General features: G+C 73.9%; 22 protein-coding genes. 16 read left to right on the forward strand and 6 right to left on the reverse strand.

Annotated elements, in window-relative coordinates; translation table 11 throughout:
- Positions 1-70 precede the first annotated feature (70 nt).
- Genes ACIBF7_RS09520 through ptsP form a run of 8 tightly spaced genes read left to right on the forward strand, consistent with a single transcriptional unit; the run spans position 71 to position 6,766 of the window.
- Positions 71-832 (forward strand): DeoR/GlpR family DNA-binding transcription regulator, encoded by a 762-nt coding sequence (locus ACIBF7_RS09520; RefSeq protein WP_148032031.1) that lies wholly within the window; start codon positions 71-73, stop codon positions 830-832.
- The gene (pfkB, locus tag ACIBF7_RS09525) at positions 829-1,839 is read left to right on the forward strand and encodes a 1-phosphofructokinase (RefSeq protein WP_397196863.1); all 1,011 of its coding nucleotides are present in this window, start codon (positions 829-831) and stop codon (positions 1,837-1,839) included. The genes ACIBF7_RS09520 and pfkB overlap by 4 nt, the downstream gene beginning before the upstream one ends.
- A gap of 53 nt (positions 1,840-1,892) precedes the next feature.
- Entirely contained in the window at positions 1,893-3,131 is a 1,239-nt protein-coding gene (gene mtlA / locus ACIBF7_RS09530; RefSeq protein WP_397196864.1) for a mannitol-specific PTS transporter subunit IIC, read from the forward strand.
- Positions 3,132-3,134: 3 nt separating this feature from the next.
- On the forward strand, positions 3,135-3,443 hold the full coding sequence (locus ACIBF7_RS09535) for a PTS lactose transporter subunit IIB (RefSeq protein WP_148032034.1): 309 nt from the start codon (positions 3,135-3,137) through the stop codon (positions 3,441-3,443).
- A complete protein-coding gene (locus ACIBF7_RS09540) occupies positions 3,436-3,861 on the forward strand; it encodes a PTS sugar transporter subunit IIA (RefSeq protein WP_148032035.1) in 426 nt (141 codons plus the stop codon). Before ACIBF7_RS09535 ends, ACIBF7_RS09540 begins: the two co-directional genes overlap by 8 nt.
- On the forward strand, positions 3,858-4,862 hold the full coding sequence (locus ACIBF7_RS09545; RefSeq protein ID WP_271276246.1) for a zinc-binding dehydrogenase: 1,005 nt from the start codon (positions 3,858-3,860) through the stop codon (positions 4,860-4,862). Before ACIBF7_RS09540 ends, ACIBF7_RS09545 begins: the two co-directional genes overlap by 4 nt.
- A gap of 10 nt (positions 4,863-4,872) precedes the next feature.
- Positions 4,873-5,154: an HPr family phosphocarrier protein gene (locus ACIBF7_RS09550; RefSeq protein ID WP_397196865.1), complete on the forward strand. Its 282-nt coding sequence runs from the start codon at positions 4,873-4,875 to the stop codon at positions 5,152-5,154.
- Positions 5,147-6,766 carry a phosphoenolpyruvate--protein phosphotransferase gene (gene ptsP / locus ACIBF7_RS09555; RefSeq protein ID WP_397196866.1) on the forward strand — a complete coding sequence of 540 codons (1,620 nt, stop codon included), beginning with the start codon at positions 5,147-5,149 and terminating at the stop codon, positions 6,764-6,766. The genes ACIBF7_RS09550 and ptsP overlap by 8 nt, the downstream gene beginning before the upstream one ends.
- 4 nt (positions 6,767-6,770) lie before the next feature.
- On the opposite strand, the gene ACIBF7_RS09560 is transcribed toward ptsP, so the two are convergent.
- Positions 6,771-7,406 (reverse strand): NAD(P)H-binding protein, encoded by a 636-nt coding sequence (locus tag ACIBF7_RS09560; RefSeq protein ID WP_397196867.1) that lies wholly within the window; start codon positions 7,404-7,406, stop codon positions 6,771-6,773.
- 22 nt (positions 7,407-7,428) lie between these two features.
- Between ACIBF7_RS09560 and ACIBF7_RS09565 the strand changes: the two genes are divergently transcribed.
- Both ACIBF7_RS09565 and gndA read left to right on the forward strand, forming a co-directional pair.
- Positions 7,429-8,124: an HAD family hydrolase gene (locus ACIBF7_RS09565; protein WP_148032040.1), complete on the forward strand. Its 696-nt coding sequence runs from the start codon at positions 7,429-7,431 to the stop codon at positions 8,122-8,124.
- A 62-nt stretch (positions 8,125-8,186) separates the two neighbouring features.
- On the forward strand, positions 8,187-9,611 hold the full coding sequence (gene gndA / locus ACIBF7_RS09570) for an NADP-dependent phosphogluconate dehydrogenase (RefSeq protein ID WP_148032041.1): 1,425 nt from the start codon (positions 8,187-8,189) through the stop codon (positions 9,609-9,611).
- Here gndA and ACIBF7_RS09575 read toward each other — a convergent pair whose 3' ends face one another.
- Positions 9,612-10,364 (reverse strand): thioesterase family protein, encoded by a 753-nt coding sequence (locus tag ACIBF7_RS09575; protein ID WP_261808599.1) that lies wholly within the window; start codon positions 10,362-10,364, stop codon positions 9,612-9,614.
- A 95-nt stretch (positions 10,365-10,459) separates the two neighbouring features.
- On the opposite strand from ACIBF7_RS09575, the gene ACIBF7_RS09580 reads away from it, so the two are divergent.
- Positions 10,460-11,251 (forward strand): TIGR02569 family protein, encoded by a 792-nt coding sequence (locus ACIBF7_RS09580; protein WP_397196868.1) that lies wholly within the window; start codon positions 10,460-10,462, stop codon positions 11,249-11,251.
- Between the two features lie 55 nt (positions 11,252-11,306).
- Entirely contained in the window at positions 11,307-11,738 is a 432-nt protein-coding gene (locus ACIBF7_RS09585; protein WP_148032044.1) for a type II toxin-antitoxin system PemK/MazF family toxin, read from the forward strand.
- A gap of 24 nt (positions 11,739-11,762) precedes the next feature.
- Here the strand turns inward: ACIBF7_RS09585 and ACIBF7_RS09590 are convergent, their stop codons facing one another.
- From ACIBF7_RS09590 to ACIBF7_RS09600, 3 genes are read right to left on the reverse strand one after another with little or no spacing between them, the layout of a single operon-like run.
- Positions 11,763-12,170, reverse strand: a complete 408-nt coding sequence (locus ACIBF7_RS09590; RefSeq protein ID WP_148032045.1) for a cupin domain-containing protein — start codon at positions 12,168-12,170, stop codon at positions 11,763-11,765.
- Entirely contained in the window at positions 12,170-12,991 is an 822-nt protein-coding gene (locus ACIBF7_RS09595) for a phosphoenolpyruvate hydrolase family protein (protein WP_219544339.1), read from the reverse strand. Before ACIBF7_RS09595 ends, ACIBF7_RS09590 begins: the two co-directional genes overlap by 1 nt.
- Entirely contained in the window at positions 12,988-14,196 is a 1,209-nt protein-coding gene (locus tag ACIBF7_RS09600; protein WP_397196869.1) for a Tm-1-like ATP-binding domain-containing protein, read from the reverse strand. Before ACIBF7_RS09600 ends, ACIBF7_RS09595 begins: the two co-directional genes overlap by 4 nt.
- A 34-nt stretch (positions 14,197-14,230) precedes the next feature.
- On the opposite strand from ACIBF7_RS09600, the gene ACIBF7_RS09605 reads away from it, so the two are divergent.
- The 4 genes from ACIBF7_RS09605 to ACIBF7_RS09620 all read left to right on the forward strand — a co-directional run bounded on the left by ACIBF7_RS09605 (position 14,231) and on the right by ACIBF7_RS09620 (position 18,711).
- Positions 14,231-15,649, forward strand: a complete 1,419-nt coding sequence (locus ACIBF7_RS09605; RefSeq protein WP_397196870.1) for an FAD-dependent oxidoreductase — start codon at positions 14,231-14,233, stop codon at positions 15,647-15,649.
- Between the two features lie 220 nt (positions 15,650-15,869).
- Positions 15,870-16,532, forward strand: a complete 663-nt coding sequence (locus ACIBF7_RS09610; protein WP_397196871.1) for a DUF3152 domain-containing protein — start codon at positions 15,870-15,872, stop codon at positions 16,530-16,532.
- A 125-nt stretch (positions 16,533-16,657) separates the two neighbouring features.
- Complete coding sequence (locus ACIBF7_RS09615) at positions 16,658-17,800, forward strand: MBL fold metallo-hydrolase (RefSeq protein ID WP_148032050.1); 1,143 nt, start codon at positions 16,658-16,660, stop codon at positions 17,798-17,800.
- A complete protein-coding gene (locus tag ACIBF7_RS09620) occupies positions 17,797-18,711 on the forward strand; it encodes a pirin family protein (protein ID WP_397196873.1) in 915 nt (304 codons plus the stop codon). Before ACIBF7_RS09615 ends, ACIBF7_RS09620 begins: the two co-directional genes overlap by 4 nt.
- Positions 18,712-18,716: 5 nt before the next feature.
- On the opposite strand, the gene ACIBF7_RS09625 is transcribed toward ACIBF7_RS09620, so the two are convergent.
- Positions 18,717-21,530, reverse strand: coding sequence for an AbfB domain-containing protein (locus ACIBF7_RS09625; RefSeq protein WP_397196874.1), 2,814 nt, complete (start codon positions 21,528-21,530; stop codon positions 18,717-18,719).
- Positions 21,531-21,533 lie beyond the last annotated feature (3 nt).

Here is a 21,533-nt window from a genome sequence, read left to right on the forward strand (position 1 = left end):
GTCTTGACCAACCACAGAAACGGGGATAAACAAAGGGGAAACCAACCCGAAACGGCGGTGAACCAACATCATGTACGCCGAGGAGCGGCAGCAGGACATCCTGCGCAGGGCGCGCGTGGCGGGCCGCGTCGACGTGGTGTCGCTGGCGGCCGAGCTCGACGTCACCACCGAGACCATCCGCCGCGACCTGACGGCGCTGGAGCGGGCCGGCGTGCTGCGCCGCGTGCACGGCGGCGCCATCCCCGTGGAACGGCTCGGCTTCGAGCCCGCGCTCGCCACCCGCGACGAGGTGATGACCGCGGAGAAGGAGCGCATCGCCAAGGCCGCCCTGGCCGAGCTGCCCGACGACGGTTCGGTCATCATCGACGCGGGCACCACGACGGGCCGCCTGGTCGGCGTGCTGCCCGCCGACCGCGAGCTCACCGTGGTGGTCAACTCGCCGCCGCTCGCCACCGTGCTGGCCGCGCGGAGCAATCTCAACGTGATCATGCTCGGCGGGCGGGTACGCGGCCGCACCCTCGCGACGGTGGACGACTGGGCGCTGCAGCCGCTGGCGCACCTGCACGTGGACGTGGCGTTCATGGCCACCAACGGCTGCTCGGCCGAGAAGGGCCTGACCACGCCCGACCCGGCCGAGGCGGCGATCAAGCGGGCGATGGTGCGGGCCGCCGAGCGCAGCGTGCTGCTCGCCGACCACACCAAGTTCACCAACACCTACCTGGCGAGCTTCGCCGCGCTGAGCGAGATCGACGTGGTGATCACCGACGCCGGAGTGGACGACGCGCTCGCCGCCGAACTGTCCGCCGCCGGACCGCAGGTGGTCCGCGCATGATCGTGACCCTGACGCTCAATCCCAGCCTGGACCGCACGATCGAGATCGCCGCGCTGGACCGCGGCGCGGTCATCCGCGCCGCCGCCGCCCGCCTCGACCCCGGCGGCAAGGGCGTGAACGTCTCCCGCGCCCTGCTGGCCAACGCGGTCGCCTCGCGCGCCGTGGTGCCGTTCGGCGGCGACGAGGGACGGCAGCTCGTGCACCTGCTCCGGCAGGAGGGCCTGGACATGGTGACCGTGCCGGTGGCCGGCCGGACCAGGTCGAACGTGACGCTGGCCGAGCCCGACGGGACCGTCACCAAGATCAACGAGCCGGGTACGGCGCTCTCCCCCGGCGAGCTCGACACGATCGCCGACTCCGTGCTGGCCGAGGCGCGCGAGGCCGACTGGGTGGTCGCCTCCGGCAGCCTGCCGCCCGAGGTGCCCGGCGACGTCTACGCCCGGTTGTGCCGCCGGTTCGCCGGGGCGGGCATCCACGTCGCGGTCGACACCAGCGGCCCGCCGCTCACCCGCGCGCTCGGCGCCGCGCCCGCGCTGATCAAACCCAACCTGGAGGAGCTGGCCGACGCCACCGGCGTGGCGATCACCTGCGTCGGCGACGTGGTGGCGGCCGCGGCCAAGCTGCGGGCGGCGGGCGCGCGTACCGTGCTGGCCAGTCTCGGCGCCGACGGCGCCGTGCTCGTCGAGGACGGCGGGTGCTGGTACGGGGAAGCGCCCGTCGCCGAGCCCCGCAACGCGGTCGGCGCGGGCGACGCCATGCTCGCCGGGTTCCTCGCGGGCGGCGGAAGCGGCGAGACGGCGCTGGTGGAGGCGCTCGCCTGGGGCGCCGCCGCGGTCAGCCTGCCGGGCAGCCGCATGCCGGGGCCCGCGGACATCCGCCGCGACGCCGTCCGCGTCTCCCGCCCCGACCCCGCCCGCCTCCTCATCTCGCCGCTCCCCCGTACCCCCGTGACGGTGCGCGCGGCGGCCACCGGGGCGGCGCCGCATCCGCCGCCGTCCCCCCGCTGACTTACGGCTCACCCACGCACGAGCCTGCTCACCCCCCGAAGGAGCAATGTCCCATGGCCGACACCTATACTCCCCCGGTCTACGGAACCGGCGCCAAAGCCACGATCCAGCGGATCGGCGGTCACCTGGCGGGGATGATCATGCCGAACATCGGCGCGTTCATCGCCTGGGGTCTCATCACCGCCCTGTTCATCCCCACCGGCTGGGTGCCCAACGCGGCGCTCGGCGCGATGATCGACCCGATCATCAAGGTCCTGCTGCCGGTCCTCATCGCCTATACGGGCGGCCGGATGGTGCACGGCCAGCGCGGGGCCGTGGTGGGCGCCGTGGCCGCGATGGGCGTCGTGGTGGGAGCGGACGCCCCGATGTTCCTCGGCGCGATGATCATCGGTCCGCTCACCGCCTGGATCCTGAAGAAGGTGGACGCGTTCACCGAAGCGCGGACCCGGGCCGGGTTCGAGATGCTGGTGGACAACTTCTCCGCGGGCATCATCGGCGGCGCGATGGCGGTGGCCGGCGTGCTGGGCATCGGCCCGATCGTGCAGGTGATCACCGGCGCCGCGGAGGACGCGGTCGGCTGGCTGATCGCCACCGGCCTGCTGCCCTTCGCGTCCGTGCTGATCGAGCCGGCCAAGGTCCTGTTCCTCAACAACGCCGTCAACCACGGCGTCCTCGGCCCGCTCGGCGTGACCCAGGCGGCGGAGACCGGCAAGTCGATCCTGTTCATGCTGGAGTCGAACCCCGGCCCCGGCCTCGGCCTGCTCCTCGCCTTCATGTTCTTCGGCCCGCGGGCCATGCGGCCCAGCACGCCGCCCGCGATGATCATCCACTTCTTCGGCGGCATCCACGAGATCTACTTCCCGTACGTGCTGATGAAGCCCCGCCTCATCCTGGCCGTCATCGGCGGCGGCATGGCCGGCGTGTTCACCTTCATGGTCACCGGCGCCGGTCTGGTCGCCACGCCGTCGCCGGGCAGCATCTTCGCCTACCTGGCCGTCACGCCGCGCGGCGGCCTGTTCGCGTCCATCGCGGGCATCGTGGTCGCCACGGCCGTGTCGTTCGCCCTGGCCGCGCTGCTGCTGGGCTTCGGCCGCGGCGAGAAGGAGGAGCCCGCCGGAGACCTGCCGGCCGAGGGCGCTCCCGAACCCGCCGGCTCCCACCGGGCCGGCGCCGACGACACCGTGCCGGACGTCGTGGCGGACACCCCCGGCGAGCAGCCCGCCAACGGCGAGCGCCGCGACTCCGGCGAGCCCGCGCAGACCGAGACCCGTACCGCCAGCAAGGAGGCGTGAAGCATGCCCAGCATCGACAGCAAGGACATTCACAAGATCATCGTTGCCTGCGACGCGGGGATGGGCAGCAGCGTGATGCTCGCCAGCCAGCTCCGCAAGCAGCTCAAGGACTCCGGGGTCGCCGTCGAGCACACGCCGGTCAACAACATCCCCGCCGACGCCGACGTCGTGCTCTGCCACGCCGGGCTGGCCGCCAGGGCCAGGGCGGCGGCGCCGGGCAAGGTGCTGGTGCCGTTCCAGATCTTCCTGGGCGACCCGGCCGTGACCAAGCTCGTCGCCACGATCAAGAGCGGCGGCACGGTCGATGCGTGAGGACCTGCTCGACCCGCGCGCGGTGCTGCTGCACGAGAGCGCGGCCGACCGCGAGGAGGCCATCCGGCGCTGCGGGCGGGTCCTGGTCGACATCGGCGCGGTCGCGGAGCCGTACATCGACGCGATGCTGGAGCGCGAGCGCTCGATCTCCACGTACGTCGGGGAGGGCGTGGCCATCCCGCACGGCACCGCGGCCGCCAAGGAGGACGTCAGGCGCGACGCGATCTGCGTCGTGCGGTTCCCCGGCGGCGTCGACTGGGACGGCGAGCCCGTCACGGTCTGCGTCGGGATCGCGGCCAAGGACGACGGCCACGTGCCGCTGCTGGCCGCGCTCGCCGAGATCCTCCTCGACCCGGACCGGGCGCGGACGCTGCGCGAGGCGACGGAAGCACACCAGGTGATAGAGGAGTTGACGTGAAGGTCGCCAGATTCCACGCGCCGGGCGACATCCGGATCGAGGACGCGCCGGAGCCGGTCGCCGGCCCCGGCGAGCTGAAGATCCGGGTGCGCAACTGCTCGACGTGCGGCACCGACGCGAAGATCTACAAGTTCGGCCACCACCACATCCGGCCGCCCCGGGTGATGGGCCACGAGATCGCCGGCGAGGTGGTGGACACCGGCGAGCGGGTGCAGGTGATCGCCGCCATCCCGTGCGGCGCCTGCCCCGACTGCGCGCACGGCCGCATGACCGTGTGCCCGAACCAGGAGTCGATGGGCTACCACTACGACGGCGGCTTCGCCGAATACATGATCATCCCGGCCAAGGTGCTGGCCGTGAACGGGGTGAACGCGATCCCGTCCGGCGTCGGGTTCGCCGAGGCGTCGGTGGCCGAGCCGCTGGCGTGCGTGCTCAACGGGCAGGCCCTGGCCCGGGTGGGTACGGGTGACGATGTGGTGGTGATGGGAGCGGGCCCGATCGGCTGCCTGCACGTGCGGCTGGCGCGGGCGCGCGGCGCCGCCCGGGTGTTCCTCGTGGACGTGAACACCGACCGGCTCGCGATGGCGGCCGAGCTGGTACGCCCCGACGCCGCGATCGACGCCGACCCGGTGGAGCAGGTGCTCAAGCTGACCGGCGGCCGGGGCGCGGACGTGGTCATCACCGCGGCCGCGGCCGGCGCCGCCCAGGAGCAGGCCGTGCTGATGACCGCCCGCCAGGGACGCATCAGCTTCTTCGGCGGTCTGCCGAAGGACGACCCGTTCATCCGGCTGGACTCGAACCTGGTGCACTACCGGGAGCTGACCATCGTCGGCGCCAACGGCTCCAGCCCCGGCCACAACGCCGAGGCCCTCCGCCTGATCGCCGAGGGCGCCGTGCCGGTCGCCGACCTGATCACCCACCGGCTCCCGCTGTCGCGGGTGCTGGACGGGATCGGCCTGGTCAGCCAGGGCGCGGCCATCAAGGTCACCATCGAACCGTGAGGAGGCACCCATGCCCGAGAGGACCGTGGCCGTCGCGTCGGCCAGCGGGCTGCACGCCCGGCCCGCCAAACTGTTCGTCCAGGAGGCGGCGCGGCTGGGGGTGCCCGTGCGCATCCGGGTCGGGGAGAAGTCGGTCCCTGCCCACAGCATGCTGGGCGTGCTGTCGCTGGGCGCCGTCCACGGCACCGAGGTGACCCTGGAGTCGGACGCCCCCGGCGCCGACGAGGCCCTCGAAGCCCTGGTGACCCTTCTGTCCCGTGATCTGGACGCGGAAGAGGCCCTGGATGCCTGACCTCCAGCCCTCCGGCCCGGCCTCGCTGGCCGGGCTGGGGGTCAGCCCGGGGCGGACGGCGGGTCCGTGCCTGCGCATGGCCGGGCCCCCGGCGCTGCCCGCCCCGAACCCCGTCACCGACACCGGCGCCGAGCTCGCCGTCGTCGGCGAGGCGCTGGAGGCGGTCGCCGAGGACCTGCGCCGGCGCTCCGCCGCCGTGGCGGGCGGTGACCGCGGCGCCGCGGAGATCCTCGACGCGCTGGCCATGATGGCCGACGACCCCATGCTCAAGGAGGAGGCCGAGCAGGGGGTGCGCGACGGACTGGACGCCCCGCACGCCCTGGACGCGGCCTTCGCCCGTCACCGCGAGGCGCTCGCCGCGCTGGGCGGCTACCTCGCCGAGCGGGCCGCCGACCTGGACGACCTCAAGCACCGCGCGGTGGCCGCTGCCCTCGGCGTGCCGATGCCGGGCGTGCCGTCGCCGGGGCACCCGTTCGTGCTGGTCGCCGAGGACCTCTCCCCCGCCGACACCGCCGGGCTGGGCCCGGACGTGCTGGCGCTGGTGACGGTGAAGGGCGGCCCGACCAGCCACACGGCGATCCTGGCCCGCGGCCGCGGGCTGCCCGCCGTGGTGGCGTGCGCGGGCGCCGCGCACCTGGTGGACGGCACGTACATCGCGGTGGACGGCGCCACCGGCGAGATCGTCACGGGCGTCACGGAGGAGGACGCGGCACGCGTCCGCGAGCAGGACAGCGCCGAGCGGGCCCGGCTCGCGGCCACCAGCGGCCCCGGCAGGACCGCCGACGGCCATCCGGTCAAGCTGCTGCTCAACATCGGCTCGGCCGCCGACCTGCGCCCGGACGGGGAGGGCGTCGGCCTGTTCCGCACCGAGTTCCTGTTCCTGGACCGCAAGCAGGCGCCCACGTACGAGGAGCAGGTCACGGCCTATGCCGACGTCTTCACCGCCGTCCCGTACGTCGTGGTGCGCACCCTCGACGCCGGCACCGACAAGCCGCTGCCGTTCCTCGGGCTGCCCGAGGAGCCGAACCCGGCGCTGGGCGTCCGCGGTCTGCGCGTGGACCGGGTGCTGCCGGACGTCCTGGACACCCAGCTGGACGCGATCGCCGAGGCGGCCCGCCGCACCGGGGCCGAGGCGTGGGTGATGGCCCCGATGGTCAGCACCCCCGGTGAGGCCGCCGCCTTCGCGCGCCGCGCCCGCGCCCGCGGCATCGCCCGGGTGGGCGCGATGGTGGAGGTCCCGGCCGCGGCCCTCCTGGCCGACCGTCTGCTGCGCGAGGTGGATTTCCTGAGCATCGGCACCAACGACCTGAGCCAGTACACCTACGCCGCCGACCGGCAGCATCCCGCGCTGGCCGACCTGCTGGACCCGGCCCAGCCGGCCCTGCTGCGCCTGGTCGAGCTCTGCGCCGAGGCGGGCCGCGCGGCCGGCAAACCGGTGGGCGTCTGCGGCGAGGCGGCCGGCGACGCGAGGCTCGCCCCCATCCTGGCCGGTCTCGGCGTGACGAGCCTCTCGATGGCGCCCGTCTGCGTCCCCGCCGTCCGCGACGCCCTGGCCCGTCACACGCTGGAGGAGTGCAGGGAACTGGCCCGCGCGGCCCTGGACGGCCGCTGACCGTTCACCTTGAGGCGACGGCTTCGGGGATGGGCGTGTCGCCGGAGACGAGTTCGAGCGTGCGCCGGCCGGGAGCGGTCAGCAGGGCGGCGACGACGGCGGCCACGTCGTCGCGGGGCACCGAGCCGGGCGGCACCTCCGGTTCGAGCCGGACCCGGCCGGTGCCGGGCTCGTCGGTGAGGCGGCCGGGGCGCACGATGGTCCAGTCGAGGTCGCGGCGGCGCAGGTCGTCCTCGGCCTCGGTCTTGGCCGTGATGTAGGCGGCCCACACCTCGTCGGTGCCGGCCGCGGGCGGCCGGCCCGCGCCCATGGAGGAGATCTGGACGAACGTGCGCACGCCGGCCCGCTCGGCGGCGTCGGCCATGAGCACGGACGCCCCCCGGTCGACGGTGTCCTTGCGGGCGGCGCCGCTGCCGGGGCCGGCGCCGGCGGCGAACACGATCGCGTCGGCGCCGCGCACGATCCCGGCGACCTCGTCGGGGCTCGCCTTCTCCAGGTCGCACACCACCGCCCGGGCGCCGGCGGCCTCGACGTCGGGGACGTGCGCGGGGTTGCGGACCAGGCCGACGGCGGCGGAGCCGAGCAGCCTGGCCAGCCGCAACGCGATCTGCCCGTGTCCGCCCGCGATGATGATCCTCATGGCCCCATGGTGTCATGGGGGTATGCACGACTTCCCCGAGGCGCCCGCTCCGGCGTTTCTCTTCGACCTCGACGGCACCCTCATCGACAGCGTCTACCAGCACGTCATCGCCTGGCGGCAGGCCCTGTCGGGGATGGGCATCGACCTCGCGGTGTGGCGCATCCACCGGCGCATCGGCATGAGCGGCGGCCTGTTCGTGAACGCGCTGCTGCGCGAGACCGGGCTGAAGCTCACCCAGGCGCAGATCGACGAGTTGCAGACGACGCACGCCGACGCGTACGAGCAGCAGGTCGAGTCGGTGCGGCCGCTGCCGGGCGCGCCGGAGCTGCTGGCGGAGCTGTCGTCGCGGGGCGTGCCGTGGGCGATCGCGACCAGCGGGTACGCCCGCACGGCCCGGCTGGCGCTGGGCATGCTGGGGCTGCCGGATGACGCGCCGCTGGTGACGCGCGACCTGGTGCGCCGGGCCAAGCCGGACCCGGACCTGTTCCTGGCCGGAGCCGCGCTGCTGCGGGCCGATCCGGCGCATGCCATGGTGGTGGGCGACAGCATCTGGGACCTGCTCGCCGCGCGCCGCGCCGGCTCGCTGGGGATCGGGTTGCTGTCCGGCGGCTACGGCAGGGACGAGCTTGAGCGTACGGGGGCGTTCCGGGTGTACGCCGACCCGGCCGACATGCTCGACCGGCTGGACGAGCTGGGCGTCCGGCACGGCGACTACTAGCGGGAATACCGGCCCGAACCTGTGGGCTGGAGCCTGCGTACCACCCATAGAGGAGCTTTCACATGGACTTGGCAGACATCGGCGTCACCGGCCTGGCCGTCATGGGCCGCAACCTGGCCCGCAACCTGGCCAGGCACGGCTACGCGGTGGCGGTGCACAACCGGTCGGCGTCGCGCACGCACGCGCTGGTGCGGGAGTTCGGCGGCGAGGGCACGTTCGTGCCGTCGGAGGAGCTGGCCGACTTCGTGGCGTCGCTGAAGCGGCCGCGGCGGGCGATCATCATGGTGAAGGCCGGCGCGGGCACCGACGCCGTGATCGACGCGCTCGCGGAGCTGATGGAGCCGGGCGACATGATCGTCGACGGCGGCAACGCGCACTTCGAGGACACCCGGCGGCGGGAGGCCGCGCTGCGCGCCAAGGGCATCCACTTCGTCGGCACCGGCATCTCCGGGGGCGAGGAGGGCGCGCTGAACGGCCCGAGCATCATGCCGGGCGGGTCGAAGGAGTCGTGGGAGGCGCTCGGCCCGATCCTTCAGGACATCGCGGCCCAGGTCGACGGGGTGCCGTGCGCGGTGCACGTGGGCCCCGACGGCGCCGGCCACTTCGTGAAGATGGTCCACAACGGCATCGAGTACTCGGACATGCAGCTGATCGCCGAGTCCTACGACCTGCTGCGCCAGGCGCTCGGCGCCACCCCGGCCGAGCTGGCGGAGGTGTTCCGCGAGTGGAACCGGGGCGAGCTGGACTCGTACCTGATCGAGATCACCGCCGAGGTGCTCGACCAGGTGGACGCGGAGACCGGGAAGCCGTTCGTGGACGTCGTGGTCGACCGGGCCGAGCAGAAGGGCACCGGCCGGTGGACCGTGCAGAGCGCGCTGGAGCTGGGCGTGCCGGTGACGGGCATCGCCGAGGCGGTGTTCGCGCGGGCGCTGTCGGGCCATCCCGAGCAGCGGGCGGCGGCCAGGGAGCTGGCGGGCCCGTCGGTGTCCGGGGTGGGCGCCAAGGAGCTGATCGAGGACGTGCGCCAGGCGCTGTACGCGTCCAAGATCGTCGCGTACGCGCAGGGCTTCGACCAGATGGCGGCCGCGTCCAAGGAGTACGGCTGGGACCTGGACCTGGGCGCGATGGCGACGATCTGGCGCGGCGGCTGCATCATCCGGGCCAAGTTCCTGGACCGGATCCGCGCCGCCTACGACGCCGACCGGACCCTGCCGACGCTGCTGGCCGACCCGACGTTCGCGGCCGCGCTGGGCGTGGCGCAGGAGTCGTGGCGGCGGGTGGTCACCACGGCGGTCCAGATCGGCGTGCCGACGCCCGGTTTCTCCTCGGCGCTGGCCTACTACGACGGGCTGCGCCGCGACCGGCTCCCGGCCGCGCTGGTGCAGGGGCTGCGCGACTATTTCGGCGCGCACACGTACCTGCGCGTCGACCGGGAGGGCGCCTTCCACACCGACTGGTCCGGCGACCGCGCGGAGCGGCCCGCCTGATCAGCCGCGCAGCGGCACCGGGTTGGCCAGGGCGGTGACCACGCAGAACCCGAACGGGCCGGTGGTGTCGTGCAGGGTGACCTGGCCGGTGGCGACGCCGGCGGCGGCGACCCGGCCGGTGGCCTCCATGCCGATCAGCTCGCTCCCGGGCATCCGGGCGAGGGTGAGCGTGTAGTCGGCGTTGATGAAGGCCACGCCGCCCTCGGCCATGGAGGTGAGCGGGCTGGCGAAGTCGCCGGCGAGGGCCGTGCGCACGATCGGGGTGAGCTTCTCGTCGTCGACGAGCGGGCGGTCCTCGCGCATCCACAACCGCCGTTGGCCGGGCACCCACCACATCTCGAACGGCGGCTCCCAGCCCGTCGAGGGCTCCGGGGGGCCGTCGGGCGGGGTCTCGTCCCACGGGTCGGTGAGCACCGGCTGGTTCTCCGGCTGCTCGCTGGTGCGCAGCAGGACGGCGCTCACGCGGCCGATCACTCCCTGCTCGGTGCGGATCGTCGCGTCGGCCACCCGGATCCGCCGCCCGTCCCTGACGAGCGCGGTCTCGACCGTGACCGGCAGCATCGGGCTGTTGCGGAACAGGTCGACGGTGAGCCGGGCGACGTGCAGGTCGGGGTCGGCGTAGCGGGACTCGATGGCGCGGGCCGCCAGCCCGCCGAGCAGGCGGCCGTGCAGCATGCCCGGCGACCAGGGGCTGTGCGCGTGGGCGGCCGGGACGAACTCGGCGCCTTGGGAGGTGAAGAACGGGGACGTCACAGAATGAGATTCTAGAGGAGAGCCGCCCGGCCAGGTCGTGCGGCTCGGGCGCCCCGGCTCTTGAACATCCTCGCGGGGCGGCGAAGATCGGAGATATGACGGTCCTACCGCCCGCGGGCGTGCTCGCCGCATTCGGCCTTACCGGCGTCCCCGAGCCGCTGCCCGGTGGTGAGGGCCGCGCCGTACGGGTCGGCGGCGCGGTGCTGAAGCCGGTCGACGGCCGCGAGGAGGCCGAGTGGAGCGCCGGGTTGTTCGAGCGCCTGCCGCCGTCGGTGTCCTTCCGCGTCCCCCGGCCGATCAGGGCCGGTTCCGGCACGTACGTGGTCGGCGGGTGGACGGCGTCCGAGCTCCTCCCCGGCCGGACGGGAACCAGGAGGTGGGCGTCGCTGCTGGCGGTCGGCCGGGCCTTCCACGAGGCGTTGCGGGACGTGCCGCGCCCCGATCTGCTGGACCGGCGCGTACACCCATGGGCCGTCGCGGACCGGGTGGCGTGGCAGGAGGAGGACGTCGCGCTCCGGGGGGACGCCGGGCCGATGCTGGCCGAACTCCTCGGGCTGATCGCGCCGGTCGCCGCGCCCGCCCAGCTCGTGCACGGCGACCTGACGGGCAACGTGCTCTTCCACCGGGGCAGCCCGCCCGCGGTGATCGACTTCTCCCCCTACTGGCGGCCCGCCCCTTACGCGGACGCGATCGTCGTCGCGGACGCCCTTCTCTACCACGACGCCGAACCGGACCTGGTGGAGGCCATCGGCGAGGACGCGCCGCGCTGGCTCGCCCGCGCGCTGGCGTTCAGGCTCGTGGCGCTCGGCCTGCTCACCGAGGATCCCGCCCCCGATGAGCTGGCCCGCTTCGCCGCCGTCACCCGGCTGGCGAGAGCGAGCCTCTGACGATCCGGTGTGACCGCGGGTGCTGGGCGGGCGGGGCGGCCCGTAGAATCCGCGGGTGCGTGACATTGGAGAGGACCCGCGGCCCGTCAGGGGCGCCGTGCGGGAGGTGCGGTCCCTGCGGGAGGCCGCCACGCTGGCCTACTCGCCCGACCTCGACGGGCTCGCCGATCCCGGCGAGATCGTGTGGGCCTGGGTGCCGTACGAGGAGGACCCGTCGCGGGGCAAGGACCGGCCGCTGCTCGTGGTGGGCCGGAGCGGGCGCAGGCTGCTGGGCATGATGCTGTCCAGCCGGGGCGACGACGGGCCCGACTGGTACGAGCTGGGCGCCTGGGGCCGCGACGGCAAGACCTCGTACGTCCGGCTGGACCGGGTGTTCGAGCTGGACGAGGACGACATCCGGCGCGAGGGCGCGGTGCTCGACGCCGACCGGTTCACGCGGCTGGCCGCGCTGCTGATGAGGACGTACGGGTGGGCCGCGGGACGGTGAGTCCCGCGGTGAGTCCCGCGGCGGTCAGGCGGGGCGCCAGGCGGGGATGTCCCCCGCCTGGTGGAGGTGGAAGTCGGGGGCGGCTTCCAGGGCCTTCTCCTCGCCGCCCGGCGTGTAGGTGACGATCAGGCGGAGCGGGCGCCAGGTGGTGTTGAACGTCGAATGGTAGACGCCCGCCGGGATGTGCACGGCGTCGCCCTCGCGGATCGGGAACTCCTCGCCGTCGCCGACCATCTGGCGGGCCTCGCCGGAGATCACGTACAGGACCTCCTCGGCGTCCGGGTGGTTGTGGCGGGCGTGGCCCATGCCGGGGTTCACGATGACCTCGCCCAGGGTGCTGCCCGCGCCGGCGATCGCCGACGGAGTGACGAACCACTTGATCGAGCCCCAGCCGAACGTCATCGTCGGGACCGCGTCGGGATTGATGAGCATCAGATCTCCAGGTTCTTGAAGGCGGCGACCTGCTCGGTGATGGCCCGCTCGGTGGGCAGGCGCTCGACGGAGGACGCGCCGAAGAAGCCGGCCACGCCCTTGGTGCGCGCGAGCACGTGCTGGGCGTCCTGCGGCTCGGCGATCGGCCCACCGTGACACAGGACGAGGACGTCGGGCCGGACGGCGACGGCCGCGTCGCGCATCGCCTGCACGCGGGTCACGGCCTCGTCGAGGGTGAGCGAGGTGCCGGCGCCGATGCTGCCCTTGGTGGTCAGCCCGACATGCGGCACGAGCACGTCGGCCCCGGCCTCGGTCATGGCCCGCGCCTGGTCCTCGTCGAACACGTACGGCGCCGTCACCAGCTCCCGCTCGCGCGCCAGCCTGACCATCTCGACCTCGAGGTCGTACCCCATGCCGGTCTCCTCCAGGTTCTGCCGGAACACGCCGTCGTACAGACCGACCGTCGGGAAGTTCTGCACGCCGGCGAATCCCATGGCCTTGAGCTGGTCGAGGAAGCGCGGCATGACCCGGAACGGGTCGGTGCCGCAGACCCCGGCCAGCACCGGGGTGTCCTTCACCACGGGCAGCACCTCGGCGGCCATCTCGACCACGATCTGGTTGGCGTCGCCGTACGGGAGCAGCCCGGCGAGCGAGCCGCGCCCGGCCATCCGGTAGCGGCCGGAGTTGTAGATGATGATCAGGTCGACGCCGCCGGACTCCGCGCACTTGGCGGACAGCCCGGTGCCCGCGCCCGCGCCGATCACCGGCCTGCCCTCCGCGACGGTCGCGTGGAGCCGTTCGAGCACTGTCTGCCGGTTCACCGCTTGCCTCCGATCATCTCGTGGAGCCGGTCGGCCATCGCCCGCCCGAACTCCGGGTCGTTGATGTGCAGGTCGAGCCGCACGGTCGAGGGGAAGGACGCCAGCGCGGCGAAGCAGGCCCCGTCCGCCTCCGGGTCGTGGAAGGGCATGCCCTCGGCGTCGAGCGCGGACACCCCCTTGAGCGGCACGAACAGCTCGGCCGGTCCGCTCGCCCCGGCCAGCTTGGCCGCCACCCTGCGGCCCAGCTCGGCCATCTCCTCCGGGGTGGTGCGCATGAGGGTCACGGTGGGGTTGTGCACGTACAGGTTGCGGCGGCCGAACCGCTCGGGGACGGTGTCGCGCGGCCCGAAGTTGACCATGTCGAGGGCTCCGGGCGCGACCACCTGCGGCACGCCGTGCCGTCCGGCGGCGGTCAGCCGGTCGGGCCCGGCCGACAGCACGCCTCCCACCAGGTCGTCGGCCAGCTCGGTGGTGGTCAGGTCGAGCACCCCGGCGAGCATGCCGCTTGCGGCGAGCCCTTCCATGGCGCGGCCGCCGCCCCCGGTGGCGTGGAACACCAGCACCTCGTAACCGAGCTCGCGCAGCCGCTCGCGGGCGGCGTCGACGGCGGGCGTGGTCACCCCGAACATGGTCGCCCCGACGAGCGGCCGGTCGCCCTCGGCGGCCCGCTGCTCCCGGTAGGCGGCGGCCATCCCGGCGGCCGCGGCGGCGGCGTTGCCGAGGATCGCCCGGGACAGCCGGTTGACGCCCGCGATGTCGACGACGCTGTACATGAGCGTGACGTCCTTCGCTCCCACGTACGGGGACACGTCGCCGGACGCCATCGTGGAGACGATCAGCTTGGGCAGGCCGATCGGCAGGTCGCGGACGGCCCTCGCGGCGATCGACGACCCGCCGCTGCCGCCCACGGCCAGGACGGCGGAGACCCGCCCCGCCGCGTGCAGCTCTTCCAGCACCGCCGCCGCGCCCTCGCCCATCGCGGTGACCGTCGCCCCCCGGTCGCCGGCCGCGCGCAGGGCTTCCAGGTCGGCGCCGGCGGCGGCCGCGACCCGGTCGTTCGGGTGGTCGACGGGGTACGGCACGCCCGGGTCTCCGGTGCCCGCGTCGATCACCACGACTTCCTGGCCCAGCTCGGTCAGCCGGTCGCGCAGCCATCCGTATTCCTCGCCCTTGGTGTCGAGGGTGCCGATGAGTACGACTGTCATCCTCCGACGTTAACCCGGATGGGATCATGGGGGCATGCGTGTCGTGGTCATCGGGAGTGGCATCGTCGGGGCCGCCGCGGCTCACCGGCTGAGCGGGCGCGGCGTGCCGGTGACGGTGGTGGACGGGGCGTACCCGGGGCAGGCCACCCAGGCGGGGGCCGGGATCGTGTGCCCGTGGGTGGACCATCCGGACGACGAGGACTGGTACCGGCTGACCCGTGAGGGCGCCCGCCGCTACCCGGGGCTGGTGTCGTCACTCGGCGAGTCCCTGGGGTACGCGCGGGTGGGCGCGCTCCTGGTCGCCGGCGAGCCCTCCGACCTGGAGCCGGTGCGCGCCCTGCTGGCCCGGCGGCACGCGGAGGCGCCGGAGATGGGGGACGTGGTGGACGTGGCGGCGCCGTCCGTCCTGTTCCCTCCCCTGGCGGAGGACCTGAGCGCGCTCCTGGTGCCGGGCGCGGCGCGCGTGGACGGGCGGGCGGTGCGGGACGCCCTCCTGCGCGCGGCCATCCGTCAGGGGGCGGAGCTGCGTACGGGCACGGCCACGCTCACCTCGGACGGCGGGGTGCTGGTGCGTGCGGTCCGTGAGGCGGACTCCCACGGGCGCGTCACGGGGTCGCCCGGGGCTCCGGCCGACCGGGAATCCTGGCGTCAGGCCACCCCGGGTTCCCCCCAGGGCCCGCCTTCCGCACACGGAACGCATCCGGCGTCCGAGGCGTCTCCGTCCGGGGCCGTCCGCGACGCCGCCGCAGGCGCCCCGCACGAACCCGGCTCACCGTACGGGGACGAGCCGGAGGCCACGCTTACGGCGGGCACCCCGCACGAACCCCGCTCACCGTACGGGGACGAGCCGGAGGCCACGCTTACGGCGGGCACCCCGCACGAACCCCGCTCACCGTACGGGGACGAGCCGGGGGCGGGCGGTGAGGGGACGCTGGTCGAGGCCGACGTGGTGATCGTGGCCGCCGGTGCGTGGAGCGGGGAGGTGTGCCGGGGGCTCGGGGTGGAGCTGCCGGTGTTCCCGCGCCGGGGGCAGATCGTGCACGTGACGCTGGAGGGCGTGGACACCTCGCGGTGGCCGATCGTGCTGCCCCACGTCGGGCCGTACCTGCTGGGGTTCCCGGGCTCGCGGGTGGTGGTGGGGGCGACGATCGAGGACGCGGGGTTCGCGCCGCGGGTCACCATGGGCGGCCTGGACGAGGTGCTGCGTGCGGGCCTCCGGGTGGCGCCCGGCCTCTCCGAGGCGACGGTGACGGAGACCAGGGTGGGGTTACGGCCGGTGCACGCACCGGGCCCGCCGCTCATCGGACCGGTGAACGACCGGGTGATCGTGGCTACGGGCCTGGGCGCGTACGGCCTGACAGCGGGCCCCTTCACCGGACGGGTAGCGGCCGGACTGGCACTGGGCGAGGAACCACCCCTCAACCTCCGCCCATACCACCCCCGACTCCCCTGACCTCCGACCACCAGCCCAGCCGCGTCGTCGCCTCGGTCCTCTGACAGGACAGTCGGGCCGCTGACCTGGGCCCTCTGACAAGGCTGCAGGGTCGCTGGTCTCCGTCTTCACCGGTGCCGGCGCAGCCGGGTTCCCTGATGGCTGTCGGTCGCCGGTAAGGGGGGTGACGTCGTGGGTACGATCTGTGACATCCCCCGCGTGTGGTCGTGGGGAGGCGTCGTTGCGCGCGTTGGTGGTGCTGCTCGTCGTGGTGGCGGGGTGTGCCGTGTCGGTCCCGTCGAAGCCTCCGCCGTCTCCTCCGGGGACGAGCGCGCCGCCGCCGAGCGCGCCGCCGCGTGCGGAGCCCGAGGTGCCGCGGCAGGCGTCGGGGAGGTACGAGGTGGTCCCGGGCGGCGCGATGGCGAGGCGGGGGCGTGGGAAGGTGATCCGCTACCTGGTGGAGGTTGAGCGGGGGCTGCCGTTCGAGACGCGGGCGTTCGCGGCGGAGGTGCACCGGACGCTCAACGACCCGCGCGGCTGGGGCCGGTTCCGGCGGGTGGACGGGCCGCCGGTGCGGTTGCGGGTCGCGCTGTCCAGCCCGCGGCTCACCGACCGCGAGTGCGTGCCGTTGCGGACCAGCGGCGACCTGTCCTGCTGGAACGGCTCCCGCTCGGTCATCAACGCGCGCCGCTGGGCCGAGGGCGTCCCGCAGTACGGCGGCGACCTGGCCGCCTACCGCCGGTATCTGATCAACCACGAGGTGGGGCACGCGCTCGGCCACCGCCACGCCAGGTGCCCGAGACGCGGCCGGCTCGCGCCGGTGATGGCGCAGCAGTCGAAGTCGTTGCACGGCTGCCGCCCGAACCCGTGGCCGCACCCGGAGCGTGGCCGCGAGGAGCGTTGACGTGGAGAGCACGGCGGCGGTGCGGTCGGCGCGCTCCGATCTTCCGCGATCTATCGTACCGATAGGGAACATCGGGGCTCTCCCGCCGGGTTGACGCGGGAGGACGTTTTCCAGGGGGTGTGAGCATGGCGGGTTTCCGGACGGCACGGCGCGTGCTGGCGGGTGGCGCGGTTCTGGCGGCCGCGGGCTGGGCGCTGCGCCGGGTGCCCGCGGAGCTGGGGCTGCGGCCCCTGGGCTCCGGGCCGGTCCGAGCGGGCCGGATGCGGCGCTCGCCGCAGTTCCGTGACGGTGTCTTCTTCAACCGGATGCCGGAACCGGTCACGTTGATGACCGCGCCGCCGGTCGGCGCGATCGCCGGGCTGCTCAGGAACAAGGAGCTGCGCCGGCCGCCCGGCCCCGTCCCGGTGCTGGCGCCGCCGTCCGGTGAGCCCGCTGCCGGCGGGCTGCGCGCGACCTGGTACGGGCATGCCTCGACGCTGGTGGAGATCGAGGGCAGGCGGGTGCTGCTCGACCCGGTGTGGAGCCGGCGGCCGTCTCCGTCGCAGCTGGTCGGGCCGAAGCGGCATCATCCGGTGCCGGTGCCGATCGGCGGGCTGCCCCAGGTGGACGCCGTGGTGATCTCGCACGACCACTACGACCATCTCGACATGGCCACGGTGCGCGCGCTCACCCACACCCAGAAGGCGCCGTTCCTGGTCCCTCTGGGCATCGGCGCCCACCTGGAGCTCTGGGGCGTGCCGGCGTACCGGATCATCGAGCTCGACTGGGACGAGGAGGCGGAGGTGGCCGGGCTGCGGTTCACGGCCACCGCCGCCCGCCACTTCTCCGGCCGGTCGTTCACCCGCAACGACACGCTGTGGGGGTCGTGGGTGGTGGCCGGGGCCGCCAGGCGGGTCTTCTACGCGGGCGACTCGGGATACTTCCAGGGCTATCGGGGCATCGGCGCCGCCCACGGGCCGTTCGACCTGACGATCATGCCGATCGGCGCCTACAGCCCGTCCTGGCCGGACATCCACATGACCCCTGAGGAGGCGGTGACGGCCACCGTCGACCTCGGCGGGAGGCTGATGCTGCCGGTGCACTGGGCGACGTTCACGCTGGCGCCGCACCCGTGGGCCGAGCCGGTCGACCGGCTCTGGCACGAGGCCAAGGCACGTGACGTGCCGTTCGTGGTGCCCAGGCCCGGTGAGGCCGTCGACACCGCGGACCTCCCCGCCGTCGACACCTGGTGGGAGATGCTGGGCCCGGCCCGTACAGTCGGGGGGTGAGCAACCTGGAACCGGACCCCTCCGAGATCCTCTGCGGCCCCGGCGGCGGCGCGGGCGGCGAGACGCTGGAAGGGCGCGCGGTGCCGCTCGGCGGCCCGCGTGCCATGACCGTGACGCGGACACTCCCCCACGTGCACCGGCGCATGATCGGCGCCTGGTGCTTCGTCGACGCCTACGGCCCGGAGCAGGCGGAGATGCGGGTCGCGCCGCACCCGCACACCGGCCTGCAGACCGTGAGCTGGCTGGTGGCCGGCGAGGTGCTGCACCGCGACAGCCTGGGCAGCCTCCAGGCGATCCGGCCCGGCAGTCTCAACCTCATGACGGCCGGGCGCGGCATCTCCCACTCCGAGGAGTCGCGGCTGGGCACGCTGCACGGGGTGCAGCTGTGGGTGGCGCTGCCCGGCGGGCACCGGGAGGTCGCGCCCGCCTTCGAGCACCACGCCGTGCTGCCCGTGCTGTCAGGGCCCGGCTACGCGGCCACCGTGTTCATGGGCGCGCTGGGCGGGATCCGCTCGCCGGCGACCGCGTACAGCCCGCTCGTGGGGGCGGAGATCGCGGTCGACGGTGACGCCGAGGTGCCGCTCGATCCCGCGTACGAGCACGGGCTGCTGCTGCTCGACGGCGAGGTCGCCGCGCTGCCGCCGGGGCCGCTGCTGTACGTGCCGCCGGGCCGCGAGGTCGTGCGGCTGAGCGGCGCCGGGCGGGTGCTGCTCGTCGGCGGCGAGCCGTTCGCCGAGGAGATCGTCATGTGGTGGAACTTCGTCGGCCGGAGCCACGACGAGATCACCGCCTTCCGCAAGGAGTGGATGGAGGGCGACGGGTTCGGCACGGTGCGCGGCTACGACGGCGCGCCGCTGCCCGCTCCCGCGCTGCCCGGCACGCGGCTCAAGGCCAGAGGCCGGGTTCGCTAGGCCGTTCACGGGGCCCACGGCGCGGCCAGCTGCCACGTGCTGTCGGCCGTCAGCGTCTGCGGGCGGTTCCACGCGGTTCCCGTGCCGTTCGCCGACCACACCTCCGCTTGGTAGTGCCGCAGGTACGAACCCGGATAGTTGATCGATTCGAGGGTCACGCCGTCGCCCTGCAGGCCGGGCCGGGCGCACCAGGTCGCGTCCTGGGCGAACAGCGCGCTTCCGTCGTTCGCGTCCATGCGCACGCGCGAGTTCGCGTGGCGGAGGAACCGTCCCGGGTAGTTGACCGACTCGAAGGCGTAGCAGCTGGAGTCGGCGAGCCCGCGGCGGATGGTCCACGTGGCGTCGTTCTTCAGCAGCGCGCCGCTGCCGGAGTTGACCACCGCGGTGGACGCCAGGCTGTCGGCGTGCCGCAGGTAGCGGTCGGTGAAGCCCCAGGTCCGCACCTGCAGCGACCGGCGCGCGTCCACGGGGAGGTCGGCGGAGCTGCGCCACAGGGCGGGGGCGCTGACGTCCCAGGTGGCGTCGGCGTCGAAGGTGGCGCCGCCGTCGAAGGGGTTGGGGCCGCTCGGCCTGGCCAGGTAGACGTTGTCCGAATGGTGCCGCAGGAACGCCCCGGGGAAGTTCAGCGATTCGAACGAGGCGCCCGTGCCGGTCCGGCCGGGGCGCGCGCACCAGGTGGCGTCCGCGGCGAACGACCCGCCGGTGCTCGCGTCGAGCCGCACCACCGAGTTCGCGTGCCGCAGGTAGCGGCCGGGGAGGTTGACCGACTCGAACGAGTGGCAGCGGGCGTCGGCCAGGCCGGGCACGGCGCGGAACGACGCGTCCCTGCGGGCGAGGTCGGGGCTCGTCGTGGTGATCACGTCGGTGCGCGCGACGGAGTCGGCGTGCCGCAGGTAGCCGCCGGTGTGGGCGGGGGTCGTCACGCGGAACGAGCGCACGTGGCCGGCCGTCAGCCGCGGCGTCGCGTTCTCGTTCGCGGCGGCGGCCAGGAGGTCCCGGTGGGCGGCGCGCACCTGGTTCGTGTCGACCTTCTGGACCCGGCGGTCGTAGGTCATCAGGCCGTTGTACTCGCCTTCCAGGTCGGTGATCTCGGTGTAGACGGACCCGCTCAGGCCCTTCTTGGTGACCAGCTCCCGCAGGTCGCGGACCATGCCGGTGTAGCGGTCGCCGAGCTGCGCGCCGCTGGTCAGGTGCTCGTAGGCGAAGAAGCCGCCGTGCGGGCTGTACTCGTGACCCGGCGTGCGCAGGCCGAGGCCGCCGAACTCGCCCAGGATCGAGACGCGGGTGGAGGAGGGCGCGGGAGCGTCCGGGCCCGTGTACACGTGCCAGTCGACCATGTCGCCGTTGCCCGGGTCGCCCAGCGAGTTGCAGCAGTTGAACCCGCTGTGCCCGTTGACCAGGCGGGTCGGGTCCTGGTTCTTGACGTTCTGGATGACGCGGCGGGTGTCGGCGAGGTTCCACTCGCCCCAGCCCTCGTTGAACGGGACGTAGGCGACGACCGCGGGTGAGCTGCGGTGCTCGTCGACGATCTCCCGCGCCTCGGTCTCGAACTGCTGCGCGTGCGCGGGGGTGATGTTCCTGTTGGACGCCTGCATCGACGGGATGTCCTGCCACACCAGCAGGCCGAGCCGGTCGGCGTGGTAGTACCACCGCTGGGGCTCGACCTTGATGTGCTTGCGCACCATGGTGAAGCCGAGCTCCTTGTGCTTCCGCAGGTCGAAGGCGAGCGCCGCGTCCGTGGGCGCGGTGTAGAGGCCGTCCGGCCAGTAGCCCTGGTCGAGCGTGCCGAGGTGGTAGACGAACTCGCCGTTGAGCGTGGGCCGCAGCACCCCGTTGACGAGCCGCTTGCCGACCTCGCGCATGCCGAAGTAGTGCGTGGTCCGGTCGACGGTCCGCCCGGCGCCGTCGCGCAGCGAGATCCGCAGGTCGTACAGGAACGGGTCGTCAGGCGTCCATCGGCGGGCGTTCGGCACGGGCACGCGGAACTCGGTGAACGCGCCGGTGGCGGTGCCGACGACGGTGGCGCCGTCCAGGGCTTCGGCGAGCACGGAGTGCCCGCTGACGTTCCCGCGCGTGAACACGCGCACCCGGAGCGTGTCGTCGCTCAGGCTGGGGTACGTGTCGACGCTGGAGATGGACGACGTGGGCGTCGGCTCCAGCCACACGGTCTGCCAGATGCCGGACACGGGCGTGTAGAAGATGGCCGACGGGTCGCGGGTCTGTTTGCCGATGACCGGGTGGCTGCCGTTGTGGCCGGAGTCGGTCGGGTCGTACACCTTGACGATCAGCTCGTTCGTGCCGCCGTCGAGCGCGTCGGTGATGTCGAACTCGAAGCGGTCGTATCCGCCCCGGTGGCTGCCCATCGCCCGGCCGTTGACCCAGACCGACGCCTCCCAGTCGACCGCGCCGAAGTGCAGCTGCACCCGGCGGCCCTGCCAGGCGGGCGGGACCGTGAACGTCCGGCGGTAGAAGAGGTAGTGGCGGTCGTCGCCGGCGGGGCGCATCACGCCCGACAGGGCGGACTCGACCGCGAACGGGACGTTGACGCGCTCCGGCAGGGTGACGCCGAACTGCGGCGCGCCGTCGGTCGCCGACTGCCTCAGCTGCCACTCGCCGTTGAGGTTCAGCCAGTCGGGCCGGGTCATCTGGGGGCGGGGGTACTCCGGTAAGGGCGTGCCGACGAGGGCCTGGCTCGTCCACGGGGTCGACAGCGGCGGCGGCTTGGCCGGCGCCGCGTGGGCGGGCTGGGCGGCGAGCGGCAGCCCGGCGAGGAGGGCGAGCAGGAGCGCGCACGCCCTGGCGCGATGGCGGGTCTTCATGGA

Origin of the sequence: Nonomuraea sp. NPDC050478 (assembly GCF_044458265.1) — a bacterium.
Classification (GTDB): domain Bacteria; phylum Actinomycetota; class Actinomycetes; order Streptosporangiales; family Streptosporangiaceae; genus Nonomuraea; species Nonomuraea ferruginea.

Bases quoted from the DNA above. Each gene is read 5' to 3' on its own strand.
- ACIBF7_RS09520 (WP_148032031.1), top strand. From the start codon at position 71: ATGTACGCCGAGGAGCGGCAGCAGGACATCCTGCGCAGGGCGCGCGTG.
- pfkB (WP_397196863.1), top strand. From the start codon at position 829: ATGATCGTGACCCTGACGCTCAATCCCAGCCTGGACCGCACGATCGAG.
- mtlA (WP_397196864.1), top strand. From the start codon at position 1,893: ATGGCCGACACCTATACTCCCCCGGTCTACGGAACCGGCGCCAAAGCC.
- ACIBF7_RS09535 (WP_148032034.1), top strand. From the start codon at position 3,135: ATGCCCAGCATCGACAGCAAGGACATTCACAAGATCATCGTTGCCTGC.
- ACIBF7_RS09540 (WP_148032035.1), top strand. From the start codon at position 3,436: ATGCGTGAGGACCTGCTCGACCCGCGCGCGGTGCTGCTGCACGAGAGC.
- ACIBF7_RS09550 (WP_397196865.1), top strand. From the start codon at position 4,873: ATGCCCGAGAGGACCGTGGCCGTCGCGTCGGCCAGCGGGCTGCACGCC.
- ptsP (WP_397196866.1), top strand. From the start codon at position 5,147: ATGCCTGACCTCCAGCCCTCCGGCCCGGCCTCGCTGGCCGGGCTGGGG.
- ACIBF7_RS09560 (WP_397196867.1), bottom strand. From the start codon at position 7,406: ATGAGGATCATCATCGCGGGCGGACACGGGCAGATCGCGTTGCGGCTG.
- ACIBF7_RS09565 (WP_148032040.1), top strand. From the start codon at position 7,429: ATGCACGACTTCCCCGAGGCGCCCGCTCCGGCGTTTCTCTTCGACCTC.
- gndA (WP_148032041.1), top strand. From the start codon at position 8,187: ATGGACTTGGCAGACATCGGCGTCACCGGCCTGGCCGTCATGGGCCGC.
- ACIBF7_RS09580 (WP_397196868.1), top strand. From the start codon at position 10,460: ATGACGGTCCTACCGCCCGCGGGCGTGCTCGCCGCATTCGGCCTTACC.
- ACIBF7_RS09590 (WP_148032045.1), bottom strand. From the start codon at position 12,170: ATGCTCATCAATCCCGACGCGGTCCCGACGATGACGTTCGGCTGGGGC.
- ACIBF7_RS09600 (WP_397196869.1), bottom strand. From the start codon at position 14,196: ATGACAGTCGTACTCATCGGCACCCTCGACACCAAGGGCGAGGAATAC.
- ACIBF7_RS09605 (WP_397196870.1), top strand. From the start codon at position 14,231: ATGCGTGTCGTGGTCATCGGGAGTGGCATCGTCGGGGCCGCCGCGGCT.
- ACIBF7_RS09615 (WP_148032050.1), top strand. From the start codon at position 16,658: ATGGCGGGTTTCCGGACGGCACGGCGCGTGCTGGCGGGTGGCGCGGTT.
- ACIBF7_RS09625 (WP_397196874.1), bottom strand. From the start codon at position 21,530: ATGAAGACCCGCCATCGCGCCAGGGCGTGCGCGCTCCTGCTCGCCCTC.